General features: G+C 63.4%; 16 protein-coding genes and 1 pseudogene (1 of these 17 only partly in view). 14 read left to right on the forward strand and 3 right to left on the reverse strand.

Annotation, left to right across the window (positions count from 1 at the left end; all coding sequences use genetic code 11):
* From EOC06_RS41755 to uraH, 3 genes and pseudogenes are all read right to left on the reverse strand, one after another.
* A pseudogene (locus EOC06_RS41755) lies at positions 1-601 on the reverse strand (molybdopterin cofactor-binding domain-containing protein); the annotation flags it as partial.
* An 89-nt stretch (positions 602-690) separates the two neighbouring features.
* A complete protein-coding gene (xdhA, locus tag EOC06_RS05690; protein ID WP_128307287.1) occupies positions 691-2172 on the reverse strand; it encodes a xanthine dehydrogenase small subunit in 1482 nt (493 codons plus the stop codon).
* 3 nt (positions 2173-2175) lie between these two features.
* The gene (uraH, locus tag EOC06_RS05695) at positions 2176-2550 is read right to left on the reverse strand and encodes a hydroxyisourate hydrolase (protein WP_127328582.1); all 375 of its coding nucleotides are present in this window, start codon (positions 2548-2550) and stop codon (positions 2176-2178) included.
* 203 nt (positions 2551-2753) lie between these two features.
* Between uraH and puuE the strand changes: the two genes are divergently transcribed.
* The 14 genes from puuE to EOC06_RS05765 form a co-directional block, all read left to right on the forward strand.
* Positions 2754-4172 carry an allantoinase PuuE gene (gene puuE, locus EOC06_RS05700; protein WP_128307288.1) on the forward strand — a complete coding sequence of 473 codons (1419 nt, stop codon included), beginning with the start codon at positions 2754-2756 and terminating at the stop codon, positions 4170-4172.
* A 10-nt stretch (positions 4173-4182) separates the two neighbouring features.
* A complete protein-coding gene (locus EOC06_RS05705; RefSeq protein ID WP_128307289.1) occupies positions 4183-5046 on the forward strand; it encodes a bifunctional allantoicase/(S)-ureidoglycine aminohydrolase in 864 nt (287 codons plus the stop codon).
* Positions 5043-5534 (forward strand): ureidoglycolate lyase, encoded by a 492-nt coding sequence (locus EOC06_RS05710; protein ID WP_128307290.1) that lies wholly within the window; start codon positions 5043-5045, stop codon positions 5532-5534. Before EOC06_RS05705 ends, EOC06_RS05710 begins: the two co-directional genes overlap by 4 nt.
* 67 nt (positions 5535-5601) lie before the next feature.
* Positions 5602-6195, forward strand: a complete 594-nt coding sequence (locus EOC06_RS05715) for a nucleoside deaminase (RefSeq protein WP_128307291.1) — start codon at positions 5602-5604, stop codon at positions 6193-6195.
* An 82-nt stretch (positions 6196-6277) separates the two neighbouring features.
* Positions 6278-8263 carry a CocE/NonD family hydrolase gene (locus EOC06_RS05720; protein ID WP_128307292.1) on the forward strand — a complete coding sequence of 662 codons (1986 nt, stop codon included), beginning with the start codon at positions 6278-6280 and terminating at the stop codon, positions 8261-8263.
* Between the two features lie 154 nt (positions 8264-8417).
* Complete coding sequence (locus EOC06_RS05725; RefSeq protein WP_128307293.1) at positions 8418-10004, forward strand: ABC transporter substrate-binding protein; 1587 nt, start codon at positions 8418-8420, stop codon at positions 10002-10004.
* A 16-nt stretch (positions 10005-10020) separates the two neighbouring features.
* On the forward strand, positions 10021-10980 hold the full coding sequence (locus EOC06_RS05730; protein ID WP_127289704.1) for an ABC transporter permease: 960 nt from the start codon (positions 10021-10023) through the stop codon (positions 10978-10980).
* Between the two features lie 9 nt (positions 10981-10989).
* On the forward strand, positions 10990-11814 hold the full coding sequence (locus tag EOC06_RS05735; protein ID WP_127268157.1) for an ABC transporter permease: 825 nt from the start codon (positions 10990-10992) through the stop codon (positions 11812-11814).
* Positions 11814-13469 carry an ABC transporter ATP-binding protein gene (locus EOC06_RS05740; RefSeq protein WP_127268158.1) on the forward strand — a complete coding sequence of 552 codons (1656 nt, stop codon included), beginning with the start codon at positions 11814-11816 and terminating at the stop codon, positions 13467-13469. The genes EOC06_RS05735 and EOC06_RS05740 overlap by 1 nt, the downstream gene beginning before the upstream one ends.
* A 181-nt stretch (positions 13470-13650) precedes the next feature.
* Entirely contained in the window at positions 13651-15240 is a 1590-nt protein-coding gene (locus EOC06_RS05745) for an ABC transporter substrate-binding protein (RefSeq protein ID WP_128307294.1), read from the forward strand.
* Between the two features lie 86 nt (positions 15241-15326).
* Positions 15327-16178 (forward strand): alkaline phosphatase family protein, encoded by an 852-nt coding sequence (locus tag EOC06_RS05750; RefSeq protein ID WP_164898478.1) that lies wholly within the window; start codon positions 15327-15329, stop codon positions 16176-16178.
* A gap of 159 nt (positions 16179-16337) precedes the next feature.
* Positions 16338-16904, forward strand: coding sequence for a sigma-70 family RNA polymerase sigma factor (locus EOC06_RS05755; protein ID WP_128307295.1), 567 nt, complete (start codon positions 16338-16340; stop codon positions 16902-16904).
* Positions 16901-17569, forward strand: a complete 669-nt coding sequence (locus EOC06_RS05760) for an anti-sigma factor (RefSeq protein ID WP_127302105.1) — start codon at positions 16901-16903, stop codon at positions 17567-17569. The genes EOC06_RS05755 and EOC06_RS05760 overlap by 4 nt, the downstream gene beginning before the upstream one ends.
* Positions 17559-18812 carry the 5' portion of a S8 family serine peptidase gene (locus tag EOC06_RS05765; protein WP_128307296.1) on the forward strand. It continues 174 nt past the right edge of the window, so the window shows 1254 of its 1428 coding nt (coding positions 1-1254); its start codon is at positions 17559-17561; the stop codon falls past the right edge of the window. The genes EOC06_RS05760 and EOC06_RS05765 overlap by 11 nt, the downstream gene beginning before the upstream one ends.

An 18812-nucleotide genomic window follows, 5' to 3' on the forward strand; every position in this document is an offset into this window, starting at 1 on the left:
GCACTGCCATGGCGATATGGCCTTCAAGGTAGAAGTGTTCCTGGCCGCCGATGCGCATTTTTCCCTTCAACCGGCGCGGCGCCTGACGGATCGCTGTAGCGGCATCGCCGCGCTTCAGCGTCAGTAGCGGCGTGACGAGCTTGTCCTTCCTAGGATCGAGCGCACCAATGTCGGTGACGAAGGGCAATTCCTTGTATTCGACCTTGGCCAACCTGGTGGCGCGGCGCGCCTGCTCGCGGGTCTGCGCAATGACGCAGAAGATTGGCTGGCCGTAGAATTGCACCTTGCCGTCGGCCAGCACCGGCTCGTCGTGACGGCCAGTCGGCGAAATATCGTTCTCGCCCGGCACGTCACTGGCCGTCAGCACGCCGACAACGCCGGGCGCCGTACGCACCGCCGAGAGATCCATGCTGGCGATGGTGGCATGCGTGGCGGTGGAAAGCCCGAGGCAGCCATGCAGCGTGCCGGCCGGTTCCGGCATGTCGTCGATATAGACGGCGGTGCCACTGACATGCTTGTGGGCGGAGTCATGCCGTTGATCGGTGGCAACGCCGCCGGCGATCTTTTCAGCCTTGAGGTTAGGGGCAGCGTGCTTGTTCATCATGCGCGCCCTTTCCCTTCTCCCCGTTCACGGGGAGAAGGACGCTCCTCGCGACCGTTCGGCTGTTTGTTCACTGGCATTGGTGCTCATCATGCCGCCTCGTTGCGTGACACTTGGAATGGTCCCCGGGTATCCGTGGTCTCGGCGAAGAAGCGCAGCAACAGGTTCTTTGCCGCTAGCGCCCGGTATTCGGCCGAGGCTCGCATGTCGGTCAGAGGGGTGAAATCCCTTGCATATTCGCCCATCGCCGCTTCAACCGTCTGTTCGGTCCACGGCTTGCCGAGCAGCGCTTTTTCGACAGAAGACGCCCGCTTCGGCGTCGCCGCCATGCCGCCATAGGCAATGCGCACCTCCGCGACCGTGCCATCGCTGGCCAGCGTCAAGAAGAAGGCGCCGAGGGCTGCGGTAATGTCTTCGTCGCGGCGCTTGGTGATTTTGTGGACCGCGAATTTTGTGCCCTTGGCGGGAACAGGAACGTGCACCGCCTCCACGAATTCGCCCGGCTGCCGGTCCTGTTTGCCATAGGCAATGAAGAAGGTTTCCAGCGGAATCGAGCGCCGCTTCTTGCCCTTGCGCAGGGTGAGACTTGCGCCAAGCGCGATCAAGGGCGGCGGCGTGTCGCCGATCGGGGAGCCGTTGGCGATGTTGCCGCCGATGGTGCCCATGTTGCGCACCTGTTCGCCGCCGATGCGATCGAACAACGGCCCCAGCGCCGGGATACGCTTCGCCAATGTCGCGAAGGCGTCAGTGTAGGTGACGCCGGCGCCGATCGAAATGACGCCCTTGTCTTCCGAGATGGTGCAAAGTCCGTCGAGATTGCCTATGAAAATGGCCGGCGAAATATCGCGCATATGCTTGGTCACCCATAGGCCGACATCAGTCGAGCCGGCAACGATGGTGGCGCCGGGTTCCTTGTCCAGCACGGCGGCGAAATCATCGACGTTGGCCGGCACGACCAGCCGCGCCTTGGCCGAACCGATCTCGACCCGGGCGCCGTCATGCAGGGCCTCGAGCCTCTCGGTGATCGCCTTGCGCTCTGCGGCCAGCGGATCCTCCGCCGCCTTACCGTAGCTGGAGATGGCATGCGCGGCGCGCATGATCGCCTCGTAGCCGGTGCAGCGGCAGAGATTGCCTTGCAAGGCCTTTTCGATATCCGCGTTCGACGGATTCGATGACTTCATCCACAGGCCATAGAGCGACATCACGAAGCCCGGCGTGCAGAAGCCGCATTGCGAGCCGTGGAAATCGACCATCGCCTGCTGCACCGGATGCAGTTGGCCTGATACGCCGCGCAGATGCTCGACGGTCACGACATGGGTGGCGTCCAACGAGCCGAGGAAACGGATGCAGGCATTGACGCTTTCATAGACCAGCCCGCCGGCCGAGAGCTTGCCGACCAACACGGTGCAGGCGCCGCAATCACCCTCGGCGCAGCCTTCCTTGGTGCCGCGCAGCGACCGCTCTAGCCGCAGCCAGTCGAGCAGGGTCGCGTCGGGTGCCACCGACGAAAGCGCGACGTCCCTGCCGTTGAGGATGAAGCGGATTTCTTTGCGGATGCTGATTTTGGCCATGCCTCAGCTCCCCCTGTACGTCGAGTAGCCGTAGGGCGAGACCAGCAGCGGCACATGATAGTGCACGGGCTCGGCCATGCCGAAGCGGATCGGTATTACATCGAGAAAGGCCGGTTTCGGCAGGCTCGACCCCTGCTGGCGCAAATAATCGCCCGCGGCGAAGACCAGTTCGTATTCGCCGGTGCGGAACTCCGCGCCGGCGAGCAGCGGCTTGTCGCAACGGCCGTCGGCATTGGTGACAACGGTCTTCAAATGTGTCCGTGCCTTGCCGTCGAGGTGATAAAGCGCGATCGACAGTCCCGCCGCCGGCTTGCCGGTCGCCGTGTCGAGGACATGGGTCGTCAGACGCCCGCCATCGGCATTCGACGTTTCTGCCATTGGCCGCCTCCCATTTCCGGTACGAGCGAATTGGCCCGGTACGATCAAGTATCAACAGTGAATTGTGCGCCAATTAAAGGCGATGCATAAGTCCCGGTCGAGCGGAGTGCGACAAAAACACTTTCAAAAATTTTCGGGGGAATGCGAGAGGCACCCTTTCGATATCCTGATCATACTTCGGGCCATGCCCGGCGGGAGGGACGATGCGTTACTGCAGAGACATGCGCGGCTATGGAGCCAATCCGCCGGACCCGAAATGGCCTGGCGGGGCACATGTCGCCGTGCAGTTCGTCGTCAACTACGAGGAAGGCGGCGAGAACTGCGTGCTGCATGGCGACAAGGCGTCTGAAGCCTTCCTGTCGGAAATCGTCGGCGCGGCACCCTGGATGGGCCAGCGTCACTGGAACATGGAATCCATCTACGAATACGGTGCCCGCGCCGGCTTTTGGCGGCTGCTGCGGCTGTTCACCGAGTCGCAAGTGCCGATCACCTGCTACGGCGTCGCCACCGCACTCGCCCGTTCGCCGGATCAGGTGGCGGCCATGCAGGAAGCCGGCTGGGAGATCGCCTCGCACGGGCTGAGATGGATCGACTACCGCGACCACAGCGCCGAAGATGAGCGCCGCGACCTCGAGGCGGCGATCAAGCTGCACTACGAAGTGACCGGCGCGCGCCCGACCGGCTGGTATACGGGTCGCACATCGATCAACACAGTGCGGATTGTGGCGGAAGAAGGTGGTTTCGACTATGTGTCGGACACCTATGACGACGAGCTGCCCTACTGGTTCGAGCATGAGGGCGGCGCGCAGCTCATCATTCCCTATACGCTCGACGCCAACGACATGCGCTTCGCCACGCCGCAGGGCTTCAACTCGGGCGACCAGTTCTTTGCTTATTTGAAGGACAGCTTCGACACGCTCTATGCCGAGGGCGAGGCCGGCCGGCCACGCATGATGAACATCGGCCTGCATTGCCGCCTCGTCGGGCGGCCGGGCCGGGTGGCGGCGCTGAAGCGCTTCGTCGACTATGTGAAGTCGCACGACAAGGTCTGGCTGGCGAGGCGCATCGACATCGCCAAACACTGGCAGGAGGTCAATCCTTATCAGCCGGCGGCACTCAGACCATCGAAGATGGAATTCGAGACCTTCGTCCACACTTTCGGCGGCGTGTTCGAGCATTCGCCCTGGATCGCCGAACGCGCCTACGAACTGGAACTGGGGCCGGCGCATGACACTTCAGGCGGCCTGCACAATGCGCTTTGCCGTATCTTCCGCTCCGCCAGCGAAACCGAGCGGCTTTCGGTGCTCAACGCCCATCCCGACCTTGCCGGCAAGCTGGCCAAGGCCAAACGGCTGACGGCGGAATCGACCAGGGAACAGGCCTCGGCCGGCCTCGACGCGCTGACCGACAAAGAGCGCGAACTGTTTTCCAAGCTCAACGCCGCCTACGTCACCACCTTCGGCTTCCCCTTCATCATCGCGGTGAAGGGCAAGACGAGGCAAGAAATCCTGGCGGAGTTCGAGGCGCGCATCGGCAACAGCCGCGGCGTCGAATTCGAGACCGCCTGCAAACAGGTCGAGCGCATCGCACTGCTCCGCCTCAAGGACATGCTTCCGCAATAGGTTTGAACCCATGGATACGATCAGGATGCCCGAGCGAACCTATTACGCACCACATGGCGGCCTCCCCGGCCAGAGCGAGCTTCTGACCGGTCGCGCCGTCTTCACCCAGGCCTATGCCGTCATTCCTCGGGGTGTGATGCAGGACATCGTCACCAGTGCCTTGCCGTTCTGGGACGAGACCCGCGTCTGGATATTGTCGCGACCGCTGTCGGGTTTTGCCGAGACGTTCTCGCAATACATAGTCGAGGTTGCGCCAGGCGGCGGCAGCGACCGGCCGGAACCCGATGCCGGTGCCGAAGGCGCGCTGTTCGTGGTCGAAGGCGAACTGACGGTTCTGCTTGCCGGCAAGAAGCATGTCTTGCGGCCCGGCGGCTTTGCCTTCCTGCCGCCGGCCAGCGGCTGGATGGTTCGCAACGAAGGCAAGGCCGACGTGCGCTTCCACTGGATTCGCAAGGCTTACGAGGCGGTCGACGGTCTCGATGTGCCGGAAGCCTTCTTCGCCAACGAACAGGAGATCGCGCCGACGCCGATGCCCGGCACCGAGGGCCGCTGGGCGACGACGCGTTTCGTCGATCCAGCCGATTTGCGCCACGACATGCACATGACCATCGTCACGCTTGAACCGGGTGCGGTCATTCCCTTCGCCGAGACCCATGTCATGGAGCACGGGCTCTATGTGCTGGAAGGCAAGGCGGTCTATCGCCTCAACCAGGACTGGGTCGAGGTCGAGGCCGGCGACTATATGTGGCTGCGCGCCTTCTGCCCGCAGGCCTGCTATGCGGGCGGCCCGGGCAAATTCCGCTATCTGCTCTACAAGGACGTGAACCGGCACGCCAAGCTCGGCGGCGCCGGCGTCCCCGGGCGGACGCCGTGACGCGGATCATTACGCGGCCACTGACCCGCGAGAGCTTTGCTCCGTTCGGCGACGTCATCGATATGGGCGGCGACAACCACTACCCGATCAATGGCGGCCGCGCGGAACGCTATCACGATCTGGCGACCGCCGAGGCGATCGGACCGAATGCCCGCGTGCTAATCTCGATGGTGCGCGGCACGCCTTACGAACTGCCGCTGAAGCTGAGCATGGTCGAGCGCCACCCCTTCGGCAGCCAGGCCTTCATCCCGCTGTCGCCGCGTCCATTCCTGGTCGTCGTCTGCCATGATGGCGAGCAAGGGCCTGATGAGCCGCATGCCTTCATCACCGCACCCGGACAAGGCATCAATTACCGGCGCAATCTCTGGCATGGCGTGCTGACGCCGCTCGGCGAGCCTCAGGATTTCCTGATCGTCGACCGTGGCGGCGACGGCTCCAACCTCGAAGAGTACCATTTCTCGCACGCCTACGAGATCCATCTCCCTTAATTTTTTGTGCGTGTCGTTACCCCAAACCCGGGGGCACTTTGGGCGACATGCGGCAGGAGACCCCCTGATGACGGATATTTCGCTGATCGACCGCCTGCTCGACGTTATCGAGCACGACATCGTGCCGAAGACGGCCGACGGCGTCACCCATGGCAACAAGCTGTTCGGCGCCGCGATCCTGCGCAAGGACGACCGGTCGCTGGTGCTGGCCGAAACCAACAACGAGATGGAAAACCCGCTCTGGCACGGCGAGGTGCACTGCCTGAAGCGCTTCTACGAAATGCCCAGGGCTGAACGCGTCGATACGAAAGACGCCATCTTCATCGCCACGCACGAACCCTGCTCGCTGTGCCTGTCGGCGATCACCTGGACCGGCTTCGACAATTTCTACTATCTGTTCAGCCACGAGGATTCGCGCGACAGTTTTGCTATCCCCCATGATCTGAAAATCCTGAAAGAGGTCTTCACCCTCGATCCCGGCGACTACAATGCCGAGAATGCCTATTGGAAGAGCTTTTCCATACGTCGGTTGGTGCGAGCTTTGCCCGAAGCCGAGCGGCAACGGCTGGAAACACGTATCGGCGCGATTTCGGCGCGCTACGATGAGTTGTCCGGCGTCTATCAGGCGAACAAGGACGATAACGACATTCCGCTGAATTGACGCGGATTGACCAGCCGAATTCGTTGGCTGGCCCACGACGCGATCCCACCGGCTCCATCATCTGGCGATCCTGGAGCATGCCATGAAAACAGTCACCGAATTTTCCCGCAAGGTCGTCGAATTCCCGGACATGGGGATCGTCATGCCGGACGGCTGCCGGCTCTCGGCGCGGGTGTGGATGCCGGAGGATGCGGGCGACGATCCGGTGCCGGCGATCCTCGAACACCTGCCCTACCGCAAGCGCGACGGCACCATCTTTCGCGATCAGCTGACGCATCCCTATTTCGCCGGCCACGGCTATGCCTCGATCCGCGTCGACATGCGCGGCAATGGCGATTCCGAAGGGCTGATGGACGACGAGTATTCCGAGCGGGAATTGCAGGACGCCTGCGACGTCATTGCCTGGGCGGCAAGCCAGCCCTGGTGCAACGGCAATGTCGGCATGATGGGCATTTCCTGGGGCGGCTTCAACTGCCTGCAGGTGGCGGCCAAGCAGCCGCCGGCGCTGAAAGCCGTGATCAGCCTATGCTCGACCGTCGACCGCTATGCCGACGACATCCACTACAAGGGCGGCTGCCTGCTGATCGAGAACTTCGGCTGGGCCTCGACCATGCTGTCCTACTCGTCGCGGCCACCGGACCCGCTGCTGGCCGGCGACAACAGATGGCGCGATCTGTGGCTGACCCGGCTGGAGAACCAATCCTTCCTGGCGCCGCTGTGGCTGAAACACCAGCACCGTGATGCCTACTGGAAGCGCGGCTCGATCTGCGAGGATTTCTCCGCCGTCAAAGCCGCGGTGCTGTCGATCGGCGGCTGGCATGACGGCTACCGCAACACGGTCTCGCATCTGGCCAGCAACATCGAAGCCCCGGTCAAGGGCATTATCGGGCCATGGATCCACAAATACCCGCACTACGCAGGACCAAAACCCGCCATCGGCTTCCTGCAGGAGGCTCTGCGCTGGTGGGACCGCTGGTTGAAGGGTGTCGACACCGGTGTCGAGTCCGACCCGGCCTACCGCGCCTATGTCATGGACAGCGTGCGCCCAGCGCGCTGGCACCCCGAGCGGCCTGGCCGCTGGGTGGCGGAGCAGGAATGGCCATCGTCCAACATCAAGACGCAGACGGTCGATCTGATCCCCGCAACGGAAAAACCCGCCATCGTGGCCTCGCCGCAAAGCTGCGGCCTGGCCGGCGGCGAGTATTTTCCTTTCACCTTCGGCCCCGAACTGCCTGGCGATCAGCGCCCCGACGATGCCCTGTCGGCGTGTTTCGACCAGCCGGAACTCAGCGAGCCGATCGACATCGTCGGCGCCCCGGAGGTCGAGCTGCAGCTATCCTCTGATCGTCCGCAGGCCAACATCGCGGTCCGGCTTTGCGATGTGCATCCCGACGGCGCCTCGGAGTTGATCTCCTATGGCGTACTCAATCTGACGCACCGCAATTCGCACGAATTTCCGGAGGCGCTGGTGCCGGGTGAAACCGTGTCTGCGCGCGTAGTGCTCGATCAATGCGCCTACCGCGTGCCTGCCGGCCACCACCTGCGCGTTGCCGTTTCGAACGCCTATTGGCCTGCCATCTGGCCGTCGCCGGAGCCGGTCCGTCTGACCTTGTCGGCGGCGACGCTCCGCTTGCCGCTGCGGCCGCTGGCGACAGACGACGAAGCGGCGTTCGCCGAGCCGGAAGGTGCCACTCCCTGGGCAACGGAGACGATCCGCGCCAGCAATTCCGAGCGCCATATCGATCGTGACGAAAAGACGGGAATCGTGACGCTTTCCATCGTTGATGATTTCGGCGAGGTGCGCGATCTCGCTCATGGCCTGGCCAATGGCAGCACCGCCCGCGAGACCTGGACGATCCACCCCGATGATCCGCTGTCGGCCTCGGGGAAGACGCACTGGACGCAGACCCTGTCGCGAAACGGATGGTCGGTACGCACCGAAACGACAGCCGAAATGCGGTCGGACGCGCAAAACTTCATCGTCAGCGCCAGAATCGAGGCCTATGAGGACGAAACGCTCGTCTTCGAGCGCAATTTCGAGGAGAAGGTGCCGCGCGCGCTTCTTTGAGCACCGAGTTCATTGGTCCAATTGCGACGTACGATTTACGCCACGGCATGTCGCATTCGGTCTTGCTTACCGCTTTCCCTTGCGGTCATTATTCTCCTCACAAGAAACAAGAAAAACGACCGCAGAGTCGAACCAACAGAGTGAGGAACTCAAAATGTCGAACGAACTGGAATTTCTTAGCCGGCGTGTCGCGTCGGGCAAACTGAGCCGTCGTGATTTTCTCGGCCGGGCGGCGGCGCTCGGTATCTCCGCACCCTTCGCCAACTCGCTGCTTTCAAGCGCTGCACGCGCGGCAGGTCCGGTCAAGGGCGGTACACTGAAGGCCGGACTTGTCGGCGGCGAGTCCACCAACAGCCTTGATCCGGCACTGTTCATGACTCAGGTGCCGTTCGCCTTCGGCAAGATGTGGGGCGAATTGATCGTCGAGCTTTCGCCGGAAGGCAAGCTCGAGAACCGCATCGCCGAGGAGATCGGCTCGTCGGACGACGCCAAGGTGTGGACGCTGAAGATCCGAGACGGCGTCGAATTCCACAACGGCAAGACGGTGACCGCCGAGGATGTGGCCGCCACACTTGAGCGCCATTCCGACGAGAAGTCGAAATCCGGCGCGCTCGGCTACATGAAGGGCATCGAGACCATCAAGGCCAGCGGCAAGGAAGTCGTGCTGACCCTGAAGGAAGCCAATGCCGATCTGCCCTATTTGCTCAGCGACTATCACCTGATCGTCCAACCGAATGGCGGCAAGGACAAGGCCGACGCAGGCATCTCGGCCGGTCCTTACAAGATCACGACCAATGAGCCCGGCGTGCGCCATGGCGGCGAGCGTTTCGCCAATTACTGGCAGGGCGACAAGATGGGCCACGCCGACCAGATCGAGATCATCGTCATCAACGATGCGACGGCGCGCACGGCCGCCCTGCAGGGCGGCCAGGTCAATATGATCAACCGCGTCGAGCCAAAGATCGTCGATCTGATCAAGCGCCTGCCGGGCGTCACCATCCGCAACCACGCGGGTCCCGGCCACTACGTGTTCATCATGCATTGCAACACGGCGCCGTTCGACAACGCCGATTTGCGCATGGCACTGAAGCTGGCCATCGACCGCGAGGAAATGCTGGACAAGATCCTGCGCGGCTACGGCTCGCTCGGCAACGACTTCCCGATCAATGCGTCCTATCCGCTGTTTACCGAGATCGAGCAGCGCAAGTACGATCCCGACAAGGCCAAGTTCCACTTCAAGAAGTCGGGCTATGATGGCGCCGTCCTGCTGCGCACCTCGGACGTCGCTTTCCCGGGCGCCGTCGATGCTTCCCAGCTCTTCCAGCAGAGCGCTGCCAAGGCCGGCATCAAGATCGAGCTGAAGCGTGAGCCCGGCGACGGCTATTGGAACGAAGTCTGGAACAAGCAGCCCTTCTGCGCTTCCTACTGGGGCGGCCGCTCGACCCAGGACCAGATGTACTCCACCGCTTATCTGTCGACCGCCGACTGGAACGACACGCGTTTCAAGCGCCCGGACTTCGACAAAATGGTGCTGGCGGCGCGCGCCGAGCTCGACGAGACCAAGCGCAAGCAGATGTACCATGACATGGCTGTCCTGGTACGAGACGAGGGCGGCTTGATCCTGCCGATGTTCAACCAGTTCATCGACGCTACCGGCGCCAAGGTCGGTGGCTGGGTCGATGATCCGCATCAGGAGCTGATGAACGGCTACGCGCTGGCGAAGTGCTGGCTCGAAGCCTGAGCTTGGCCTTGCGGACATGTCCTCACCCATCTTGAAACTGGTGGCCCAGCGCGTTGCGCTGGGCATTCTCCTCTTGTTGGCCGTTTCGGTCCTGATCTTCGCTGGCACCCAGATCCTGCCCGGCGATGTCGCGCAAGCCATTCTCGGACAATCGGCGACACCGGAGTCGCTCGCCAATCTGCGCGAGCAGCTCGGCCTCAACGATCCGGCCTATATCAGGTATTTCCGCTGGCTCGGCGGTGTGCTGACCGGCGATCTCGGCACGGCCATGTCGAGCGGGCAGGATATCGCCACGTCGATCAAGGGACGGCTGTGGAACACGCTGTTTCTCGCCTTCTGGGCGGCGATCGTCGCCGTGCCGCTGGCGATCATTCTCGGCCTGATCGCGGTGCGCTACCGCAATGGCTGGGTCGACAAGCTGATCTCCGGGCTGGCGCTGGCCTCGACCTCCTTTCCCGAGTTCTTCATCGGCTATGTGCTGGTCTATTTCTTCGCCGTGAAATGGCAAATCTTCCCGGGCATCTCGACCGTCTATGACGGCATGCCTTTTGGCGAGCGCATGCAGGCGATCGCTCTGCCGGCGGCCGCGCTGACGCTGGTCGTGCTCGCCCACATGATGCGCATGACACGCGCGGCGATCCTCAATGTCATGCAGTCGGCCTATGTCGAGACGGCGGAACTGAAGGGCCTGTCGGCCTTCAACGTCATCCGCAAGCACGCCTTCCCCAATGCCATCGCGCCGATCATCAACGTCGTCATGCTCAACCTCGCCTACCTGATCGTCGGCGTCGTCGTGGTCGAGGTGATTTTCGTCTATCCGGGCATGGGGCAGTATCTGGTCGACCACGTCACCAAACGCGACGTGCCGGTGGTGCAGGCGGTCGGCCTGATCTTCGCCGCCGTTTATATCAGCCTGAATATCATTGCGGACATAGCGGCGATCGTCGCCAATCCGCGTCTCAGACATCCGAAATAGGGGGCGGATATGCTCGATATCAAACGCATCCCCCTCCCCGCGCTGATCGGGATCGTGCTGACGGCATTGTTCGTGCTGGCGGCGATCTTCGCCCCCTGGATCGCGCCGCACGGCAATGGCGAAATCGTCGGCGACGTCTGGGAACCGATGTCGGCTGCCCATTTGCTGGGCACCGACAATCTCGGCCGCGATCTTCTGTCTCGCATGATCTACGGCGCCCGCATCACTTTGTTCATCGCGGTGCTGGCCACCGCACTGTCATTCTCGCTCGGCGCCATCCTCGGCTTCTCGGCGGCCGTCTTCGGCGGCTGGTTCGACACGCTGCTGTCGCGCCTCGTCGATCTCTTGATGTCGATCCCGACGCTGATCATGGGTCTCGTCGTGCTGTCAGTGCTGCCGACCAATCTGGTGACGCTGATCCTGGTGATGGGCATTCTGGATTCGACCCGCGTCTATCGCCTGTCGCGCGCGGTCGCCGTCGACATCAACGTCATGGACTATGTCGAGGCGGCGAAACTGCGTGGTGAGGGCAGCGGCTGGATCATCTTCCGCGAGATCCTTCCCAACGCATTGTCGCCGCTGGTTTCGGAACTCGGCCTGCGCTTCATCTATGCCGTGCTGTTCCTGTCGACGCTGTCGTTCCTCGGCCTTGGCGTGCAGCCACCGGACGCCGACTGGGGCGGCATGGTCAAGGAAAACAAGGATGGCATCGTCTTCGGCATCGCGGCCGCGCTTATCCCGGCGGCGGCGATCGCCCTGTTGGCGATTTCCGTCAACCTGGTTGCCGACTGGGTGCTCAACCGGACGACCAGCCTCAAGGGAGGACGCGGGTGATGGCCGACACCAAAGCGAAATCAGGCCTGCTGCTCGACATCCGCAACCTGCGCATCGAAGCCACCGTCTTCCCGCCCGGCGAGCCGCCAAAGAACATCGTGCTGGTGCACGATGTCTCGCTGACGCTTGAAAAAGGCAAGGTGCTCGGCCTGATCGGCGAGTCCGGCGCCGGCAAGTCGACCATCGGCCTGTCGTCGATGGGCTATGGCCGCGGCGGCGTGCGCATCACCGGCGGCGAGGTGATCCTGAACGGCCGCGACATCCTCAAGGGCGGCAAGGACGGCTTCCGCAAATTACGCGGCCGCGAGGTCTGCTATGTCGCGCAATCGGCGGCAGCCGCCTTCAACCCGGCGCACCGGCTGATGGACCAGGTGGTGGAAGCCACGCTGCTGCACGGTACGGCAACGCGGGCCGAGGCCGAGAAGCGCGCGGTTGCGCTGTTCAAGAAGCTCAGCCTGCCAAACCCTGAAACCATCGGCGAGCGCTTTCCGCACCAGGTTTCGGGTGGCCAGTTGCAGCGCGTGATGACGGCGATGGCGCTGTGCTCCGAGCCGGACCTGATCGTCTTCGACGAGCCGACAACGGCGCTCGACGTGACGACGCAGATCGACGTGCTGGCGGCGATCAAGGATGCCATCCGCGACACCCATGTCGCTGCGCTCTACATCACCCACGACCTTGCCGTCGTCGCCCAGGTCTCAGACGAGATCATGGTGCTGCGCCATGGAAGGCTGGTCGAATGGGGCGGCACAAGGCAGATCATCAAGGAGCCGCGCCAGGAATACACCAATGCGCTGGTCTCGGTGCATGAGATCGAACACCAGGAGCAGAAGCCCGGCACGTCGCCTTTCCTGTCGGTGAAGAACGTCACCGCCGCCTATGGCCGCAGCGACATCAAGGTGCTGAAGAACGTCTCGGTCGACATCTATCCGGGTCAGACGCTGGCCGTGGTCGGCGAGTCCGGCTCCGGCAAGTCGACGCTGGCACGCGCCATCACTGGCCTGCTGCCGCCCGAACAGGGCACCGTCACCTTCGACGGACGTCCGCTGGCCAACAGGCTGGCCGACCGGCCGAAGGAGGATTTGCGCCAGTTGCAGATGATCTACCAGATGGCCGACGTGGCGATGAACCCGCGCCAGACCGTCGGCACCATCATCGGCCGGCCGCTCGAATTCTATTTCGGCATACGCGGCCGCGAGCGCGACAGGCGCGTCGCCGAACTGCTCGACAAGATCGAGATGGGCAAGGGCTTTTCCGACCGCTATCCGGCCGAACTTTCCGGCGGCCAGAAACAGCGTGTCTGCATCGCCCGATCGCTTGCCGCCAAGCCGAAGCTGATCATCTGCGACGAGGTGACCTCTGCGCTCGATCCGCTGGTCGCCAACGGCATCCTCAAGCTGCTGCTGGAGTTGCAGAAGGAGGAGAACGTCGCCTATCTGTTCATCACGCACGACCTCGCCACTGTGAAGTCGATCGCCGATTCGATCGCGGTTATGTATCGCGGCGAGGTGGTGCGCTACGGCCCCAAGAGCCAGGTGCTAAGCCCGCCCTTCGACGCCTACACCGACCTGCTGCTCTCCTCGGTTCCAGAGATGGAAATCGGCTGGCTGGAAAAGGCAATCAAGGGACGGCGCATGGCCAGCGCGGGCAACTAAAGCAATTCGGGGAAACTGGAACCGGTTCTCCCAGAAGAAACGCATGGCGCTTCCCCTGGGAATTGCACCAGACCAAGCCGCCACATGGGGCGCCGGCGACCGTCATCCGGATGCAACACTAGAACGCCAAACGTCCTTCGGGACGAGCGCCGCTCGCACGACTTTAAAACAGGGGTAGGACATGAAGACTGAACTCGATTATCTCGCCGAACTCGCCGGTCAAGGCCGGATATCGCGCCGCGCCTTTCTTGGGCGCGCCGCCGCGCTCGGCGTATCGGCGGCCCTGATGCCGGCGCTGACCGGCAAGGCATTTGCCCAGACGGCGGTGAAGGGCGGTATCATCAAGGCCGGTCTGCAGGGCGGTGAATCCACCAACAGCCTCGATCCGGCGCTGAACCTCAGCCAGGTTACCTTCAGCTTCGGCAAGCTTTGGGGCGAGTATCTCGTGCGCCTCACCCCGGACAACAAGCTGGTCAACCTGATTGCCGAGGAGATTGGCGCCTCGGCCGACGCCAAGACATGGACAATCAAGATCCGCGACGGCATCGAGTTCCACAATGGCAAGACGGTCGGCGCGGAGGATGTTGCTGCCACCATTGAGCGCCATGCGGACGAGAAGTCCAAGTCCGGAGCACTCGGCATCCTCAAGAACATCAAGGGGATCAAGGCGAGCGGCAAGGAGGTCATCGTCACGCTCGGCGACGCCGATGCCGACTTCCCCTATCTGATGGCCGACTACCATCTCACCATCCAGCCGAATGGCGGCAAGGACGATCCGAACGCCGGCATCAGCGCCGGTCCCTATAAGGTTAGCGTCAACCAGCCCGGCGTGCGCCATGGCGGCGAGCGCTTTGCCAATTACTGGCTGGGCGACAAGGCCGGCCATGCCGACCAGGTCGAAATCATCGTCATCAATGACGCGACCGCACGGCTTGCCGCCCTGCAGGGCGGCCAGGTGCACATGATCAACCGCGTCGAGCCGAAGGTCGTCGATCTGGTCAAGCGCATCGCGGGCGTCTCCATCGAGAACGTCTCGGGCAAGGGCTACTATCCGTTCAACATGTTCTGCGACACCGCCCCCTTCGACAGCAACGATCTGCGGATGGCGCTGAAGCTTGCCATGGACCGCGACGAGATGCTGGAAAAGATCCTGCGCGGCTATGGCTCGGTGGGTAACGACTTCCCGATCAACGAGGCCTATCCGCTGTTTTCCGCCGACATCGAGCAGCGCAAGTTCGATCCGGACAAGGCGGCGGCAGCCTATAAGAAATCGGGCCACAGCGGCTCGATCGTGCTGCGCACCTCGGACGTCGCCTTCCCGGGCGCCGTCGATGCCGCACAACTCTATCAGCAGTCCTGCGCCAAAGCCGGCATCAAGATCGAGATCAAGCGCGAGCCCGGCGACGGCTACTGGTCGGAGGTCTGGAACAAGCAGCCTTTCTCGCTCTCCTACTGGGGCGGACGCGCGACGCAGGACCAGATGTATTCCACCGGCTATGTCTCGACCGCCGACTGGAACGACACGCGCTTCAAGCGGCCGGAATTCGACAAGATGCTGTTTACCGCGCGAGGCGAGCTCGACCAGGCCAAGCGCCAGGCAATCTACCACGACATGGCAGTGATGATGCGTGACGAAGGCGGGCTGATCGTGCCCTTCTTCAACCAGTTCATCGACGCGGCCGCCACCAGCAAGATCGGCGGCTATGCCAAGAGCCCTATCGGCGAAATGATGGACGGCTACGCGCTTGCCGAGTGCTGGCTCAACGCTTGAGCGGACTCTGATCGTCCGATTTCATCTATCAAGAACGCCGTGTGCCCAAGACGGCACACGGCGTTCCCGTTTCAACCGCCAACCGCATGGAGCAGCCCGTGGCGCTCAAGTCCAAGCTTCTGCTGATCATCCTCGACGGCGTGCCTTACCGGAACTGGCGCCGGCTGATGGGCAATCTCGAAGGCTGGGTGCAATCGGGCGAGGCGCGCGTCTGGAAGATGCGCTCGGTGCTGCCGTCGACCTCGGCCTGCTGCTATGCGTCGATCCACACCGGGGTCTCACCGCAGGTGCACGGGATTCTCTCCAACGAGACCCGGTTCCGCGTCGAGCAGCCCGATATCTTCTCCGAAGTCAGCAAGGCAGGCGGCAAGACGGGGGCGGTGACGCATTCCTACTGGTCGGAATTCTTCCGCGGCTATCCGTTCGACGTGGTCGAGGACATGGAGTTCGACGAGCCAGGCGGGCCGATCACGCATGGCCGCTTCCACACCATGACCGGTTACAATCTTCGCAACCAGATGACGCCGAGCGATGTCGACCTGTTCGCGACGCTGACGATGCTGACGAAACGCCATGGCATCGACTACGGCATCCTGCACACCTGCACGCTGGACTCGATGGGACACCGCTTCGGCCACGACTGCCACGAGATGGACCATGCCGTCTATGCGATGGACGGGATGCTGGCCGCCTTCCTGCCGCGCTGGATCGAAGCCGGCTATGAGGTGATCGTCACCGCCGATCACGGCCAGACCGATCGTGGCCATCATGGCGGCCATGACGACGAGATGCAGGATTTCGCGCTGTACTATTTTGGACAAGGTAAGGGTCCGCAGGCCGACACGCTGCTCGACCAGCTGCAGCTGGCGCCGACAGTGCTGAGCCGGCTGGGTGTGGCAATACCGGAGACGATGAAGGCGAAGCCGTTTTTGGGGTGAGCGCGACTCTCCCTTCCCCCCTTGTGGGGGAAGGGAAGACCCTGCCTCTGGCAACACTTCCTTACTTCGGTTAGCCTCCCAAAAATTCCTTGGCGGAGGATGAACCTTTTTGGACCGATCAGCGACAGAGCAGACAGGAGCCAGGCGGCTCGACCGGCCATGACGGCAGCGACGGAGACCGATCGCGCTCTCGTCGACCGGGTCGCGAAGGGCGACCGTGCCGCCGTGCGGCTCCTGTTCATGCGTCACCACGCGCGGGTCTACCGCTTCGTGGCGCGCCAGACGGGATCGGAAATGATGGCCGACGATATCGCCAACGAAGTCTTCCTCGAGCTATGGCGCCAGGCGCCAGGCTTCGAAGGGCGTTCCGAAGTCTCGACATGGCTGCTCGGCATCGCTCGTTTCAAGGCGCTGTCCTTTCTGCGCAAGAAGAAGGAAGACTGGATCGACGACGAGGCCGCCGCCGCGGTGCCCGACGGCGCCGACACGCCGGAAGTCGTCACCATGAAGGAAGACAAGGCCGCCGCCCTGCGGCGCTTCGTCGACACCTTGCCCGAAGAGCATCGCGTGGTCATCGATCTTGCCTATTATCACGGACAATCGGTGAGCGAGATCGGCGAGGTGCTCGACATTCCGGTCGCCACCATCAAGACCCGGATGTTCTACGCCCGCAAGAAACTCGGAGAGGCCCTCAAGGCCGCCGGTTACGACAGGGGGTGGCCATGAGCGCCGCTGAAAAGATGTCGCGCCGCGACGAAATGGAAACGCTGCTGCCGTTCTACCTGAACGGCTCGCTGGAAGGTTCCGACCTGGAAGCGGTCGAGGAATGGCTGGCCAGCGATCCGGCCGCACTTGCCGCCCTTGGCGAGGCTGAAGCCGAATTCTCCGGCGCCACGGCCGCCAACGAAGCAATCCGGCCGCCGGCCGATGCGCTCAGCCGCTTTGCCAAGGCACTCGACGCCGAGGCCGGGCCTGCGCGCAAGCCGGCAGGATCGTCCTGGCTGGCGCAGGCCTGGGGCCGCTTCATGGCGGTGCCGGTCGGTGTCGCCTGGGCGGCAGCCGCGGTTCTGCTGGCCCTGGTCATGGTGCAGTCGTTTGTCGAACCCGGCGGCAAGGGCAATGATTTCGAGATTGCCGGCGCGGAAAACGATCCGGCGAAAATGCCGTTCGCGCTGGTCAAGTTCAAGCCGGATGCCAGGATGTCGGACATATCCGCCTTCCTCGGCAGCAACGGCATGAAGATCGTCGGCGGACCGACCGCCGACGGCGTGTTCCGGCTTGGCATCCCGGCTGCCAACGCAGCCGACTACACCAAGCAAATCGGCCTCATTGCCGCCCAGCCCTTCGCGGAAACTGTGATCGAGGGAAGGAAACCGGTTGATGGCGGCTGAGGCAGTCATTCGATTTGCGGCAGTGCTTGCGACGGCGATGGCGATCGCCGTGCCCGCGTCGGCGCAGACCAGCAGCGCCAATCCTGATCGGACGCAAATCGACTGCGGCGATGGGACCCATGCGGCGGGAGCCGACTGCGCCAAGGATGGCAGCGACACAAAGGGCGGATCGGACGCAGGCCAATCCGGCGCCGTCTTCCTGCCGGCGCTGATCGTCGACCTGTTTCCTAACCCGGCGGCGCCTCCGACCCCTGTGCCGACGCCACGGCCGGCACCCGCGACGCCGCCTGCCGATAACCAAGCCGGCCCCCCGCCTGGCGGCCCGATCGTCTCGCCGACCGATCTCATTGCCGTTCAGCCGCCGCGCGCGGTGGTCGGCGATTTCGTGCCCGACGAGGTGCTGGTGACCGTCGACGGCGATGCCGGCGCCGTCCAGCAGATCGCCGCTTCTTTCGGCCTGCAGGTGCGCTCGCAGCGCCAGTCGCTTCTGCTTGGCACCACGCTGGTGCGCTTCGGCATTCCCGACGGCCGGCCCGTCGGCGTCGTGCTGGCGCAACTGGCCGCCGACGGCCGCACCCAGCGGCGCGAGCCCAACCATGTCTATTCGCTGCAGCAGGCCGCCGGCATCGTCAACTATGCGTTCGATCGTATCGCGCTCGATGCCAAGCAGGCCAGCGGCGAAAACGTCCGCATCGCGGTGATCGACACTGGCATCGACGACACCAACCCGGCGCTGTCGGGCGTCATTGCCGGGCAGTTCGACGCCATGCCCGACGTGCCGATCGAAAAGCGCGATCACGGCACGTCGATCGACGGGCTGATCGCCGGCGTCGGCGTGCTGGAAGGCATGGCGCCGGGCGCAAAGATCTATCACGCCCGCGCCTTCGAGGGCGGCAAGTCGACCATGGACGTCATCCTGTCGGCGCTCGACTGGGCGGCGGAACAGGACGTGCGCATCATCAATATGAGCTTCGTCGGGCCGAAGAACGATTTGCTCGGCGTCGCCTGCCGCAATGCCCGCGCACTCGGCATGGTGCTGGTCGCTGCCGCCGGCAACAACGGGCCGAAAGCGCCTTATGGCTATCCGGCCGCCTTCGACGGCGTCATCGCGGTGACCGCAACCGACGCCAAGGACGGGCTGATGCCGCAGGCCAATCGCGGCGCCTATGTCTTCATCTCGGCGCCCGGCGTCGAGATGGTGGCGCCGAGCGGCGGCGGTTCGGACGTGGTCACCGGCACCTCG

The organism is Mesorhizobium sp. M7A.F.Ca.MR.362.00.0.0 (genome assembly GCF_004023175.1).
Lineage (GTDB): Bacteria > Pseudomonadota > Alphaproteobacteria > Rhizobiales > Rhizobiaceae > Mesorhizobium.

What these genes read in the sequence shown, in the direction of transcription:
- EOC06_RS05750 (WP_164898478.1), top strand. Translation starts at nt 15,327, where the DNA reads ATGGAGCAGCCCGTGGCGCTCAAGTCCAAGCTTCTGCTGATCATCCTC.
- EOC06_RS05730 (WP_127289704.1), top strand. Translation starts at nt 10,021, where the DNA reads ATGTCCTCACCCATCTTGAAACTGGTGGCCCAGCGCGTTGCGCTGGGC.
- EOC06_RS05740 (WP_127268158.1), top strand. Translation starts at nt 11,814, where the DNA reads ATGGCCGACACCAAAGCGAAATCAGGCCTGCTGCTCGACATCCGCAAC.
- EOC06_RS05745 (WP_128307294.1), top strand. Translation starts at nt 13,651, where the DNA reads ATGAAGACTGAACTCGATTATCTCGCCGAACTCGCCGGTCAAGGCCGG.
- EOC06_RS05720 (WP_128307292.1), top strand. Translation starts at nt 6,278, where the DNA reads ATGAAAACAGTCACCGAATTTTCCCGCAAGGTCGTCGAATTCCCGGAC.
- EOC06_RS05735 (WP_127268157.1), top strand. Translation starts at nt 10,990, where the DNA reads ATGCTCGATATCAAACGCATCCCCCTCCCCGCGCTGATCGGGATCGTG.
- EOC06_RS05705 (WP_128307289.1), top strand. Translation starts at nt 4,183, where the DNA reads ATGGATACGATCAGGATGCCCGAGCGAACCTATTACGCACCACATGGC.
- EOC06_RS05755 (WP_128307295.1), top strand. Translation starts at nt 16,338, where the DNA reads ATGACGGCAGCGACGGAGACCGATCGCGCTCTCGTCGACCGGGTCGCG.
- EOC06_RS05725 (WP_128307293.1), top strand. Translation starts at nt 8,418, where the DNA reads ATGTCGAACGAACTGGAATTTCTTAGCCGGCGTGTCGCGTCGGGCAAA.
- puuE (WP_128307288.1), top strand. Translation starts at nt 2,754, where the DNA reads ATGCGTTACTGCAGAGACATGCGCGGCTATGGAGCCAATCCGCCGGAC.
- xdhA (WP_128307287.1), bottom strand. Translation starts at nt 2,172, where the DNA reads ATGGCCAAAATCAGCATCCGCAAAGAAATCCGCTTCATCCTCAACGGC.
- EOC06_RS05715 (WP_128307291.1), top strand. Translation starts at nt 5,602, where the DNA reads ATGACGGATATTTCGCTGATCGACCGCCTGCTCGACGTTATCGAGCAC.
- uraH (WP_127328582.1), bottom strand. Translation starts at nt 2,550, where the DNA reads ATGGCAGAAACGTCGAATGCCGATGGCGGGCGTCTGACGACCCATGTC.
- EOC06_RS05760 (WP_127302105.1), top strand. Translation starts at nt 16,901, where the DNA reads ATGAGCGCCGCTGAAAAGATGTCGCGCCGCGACGAAATGGAAACGCTG.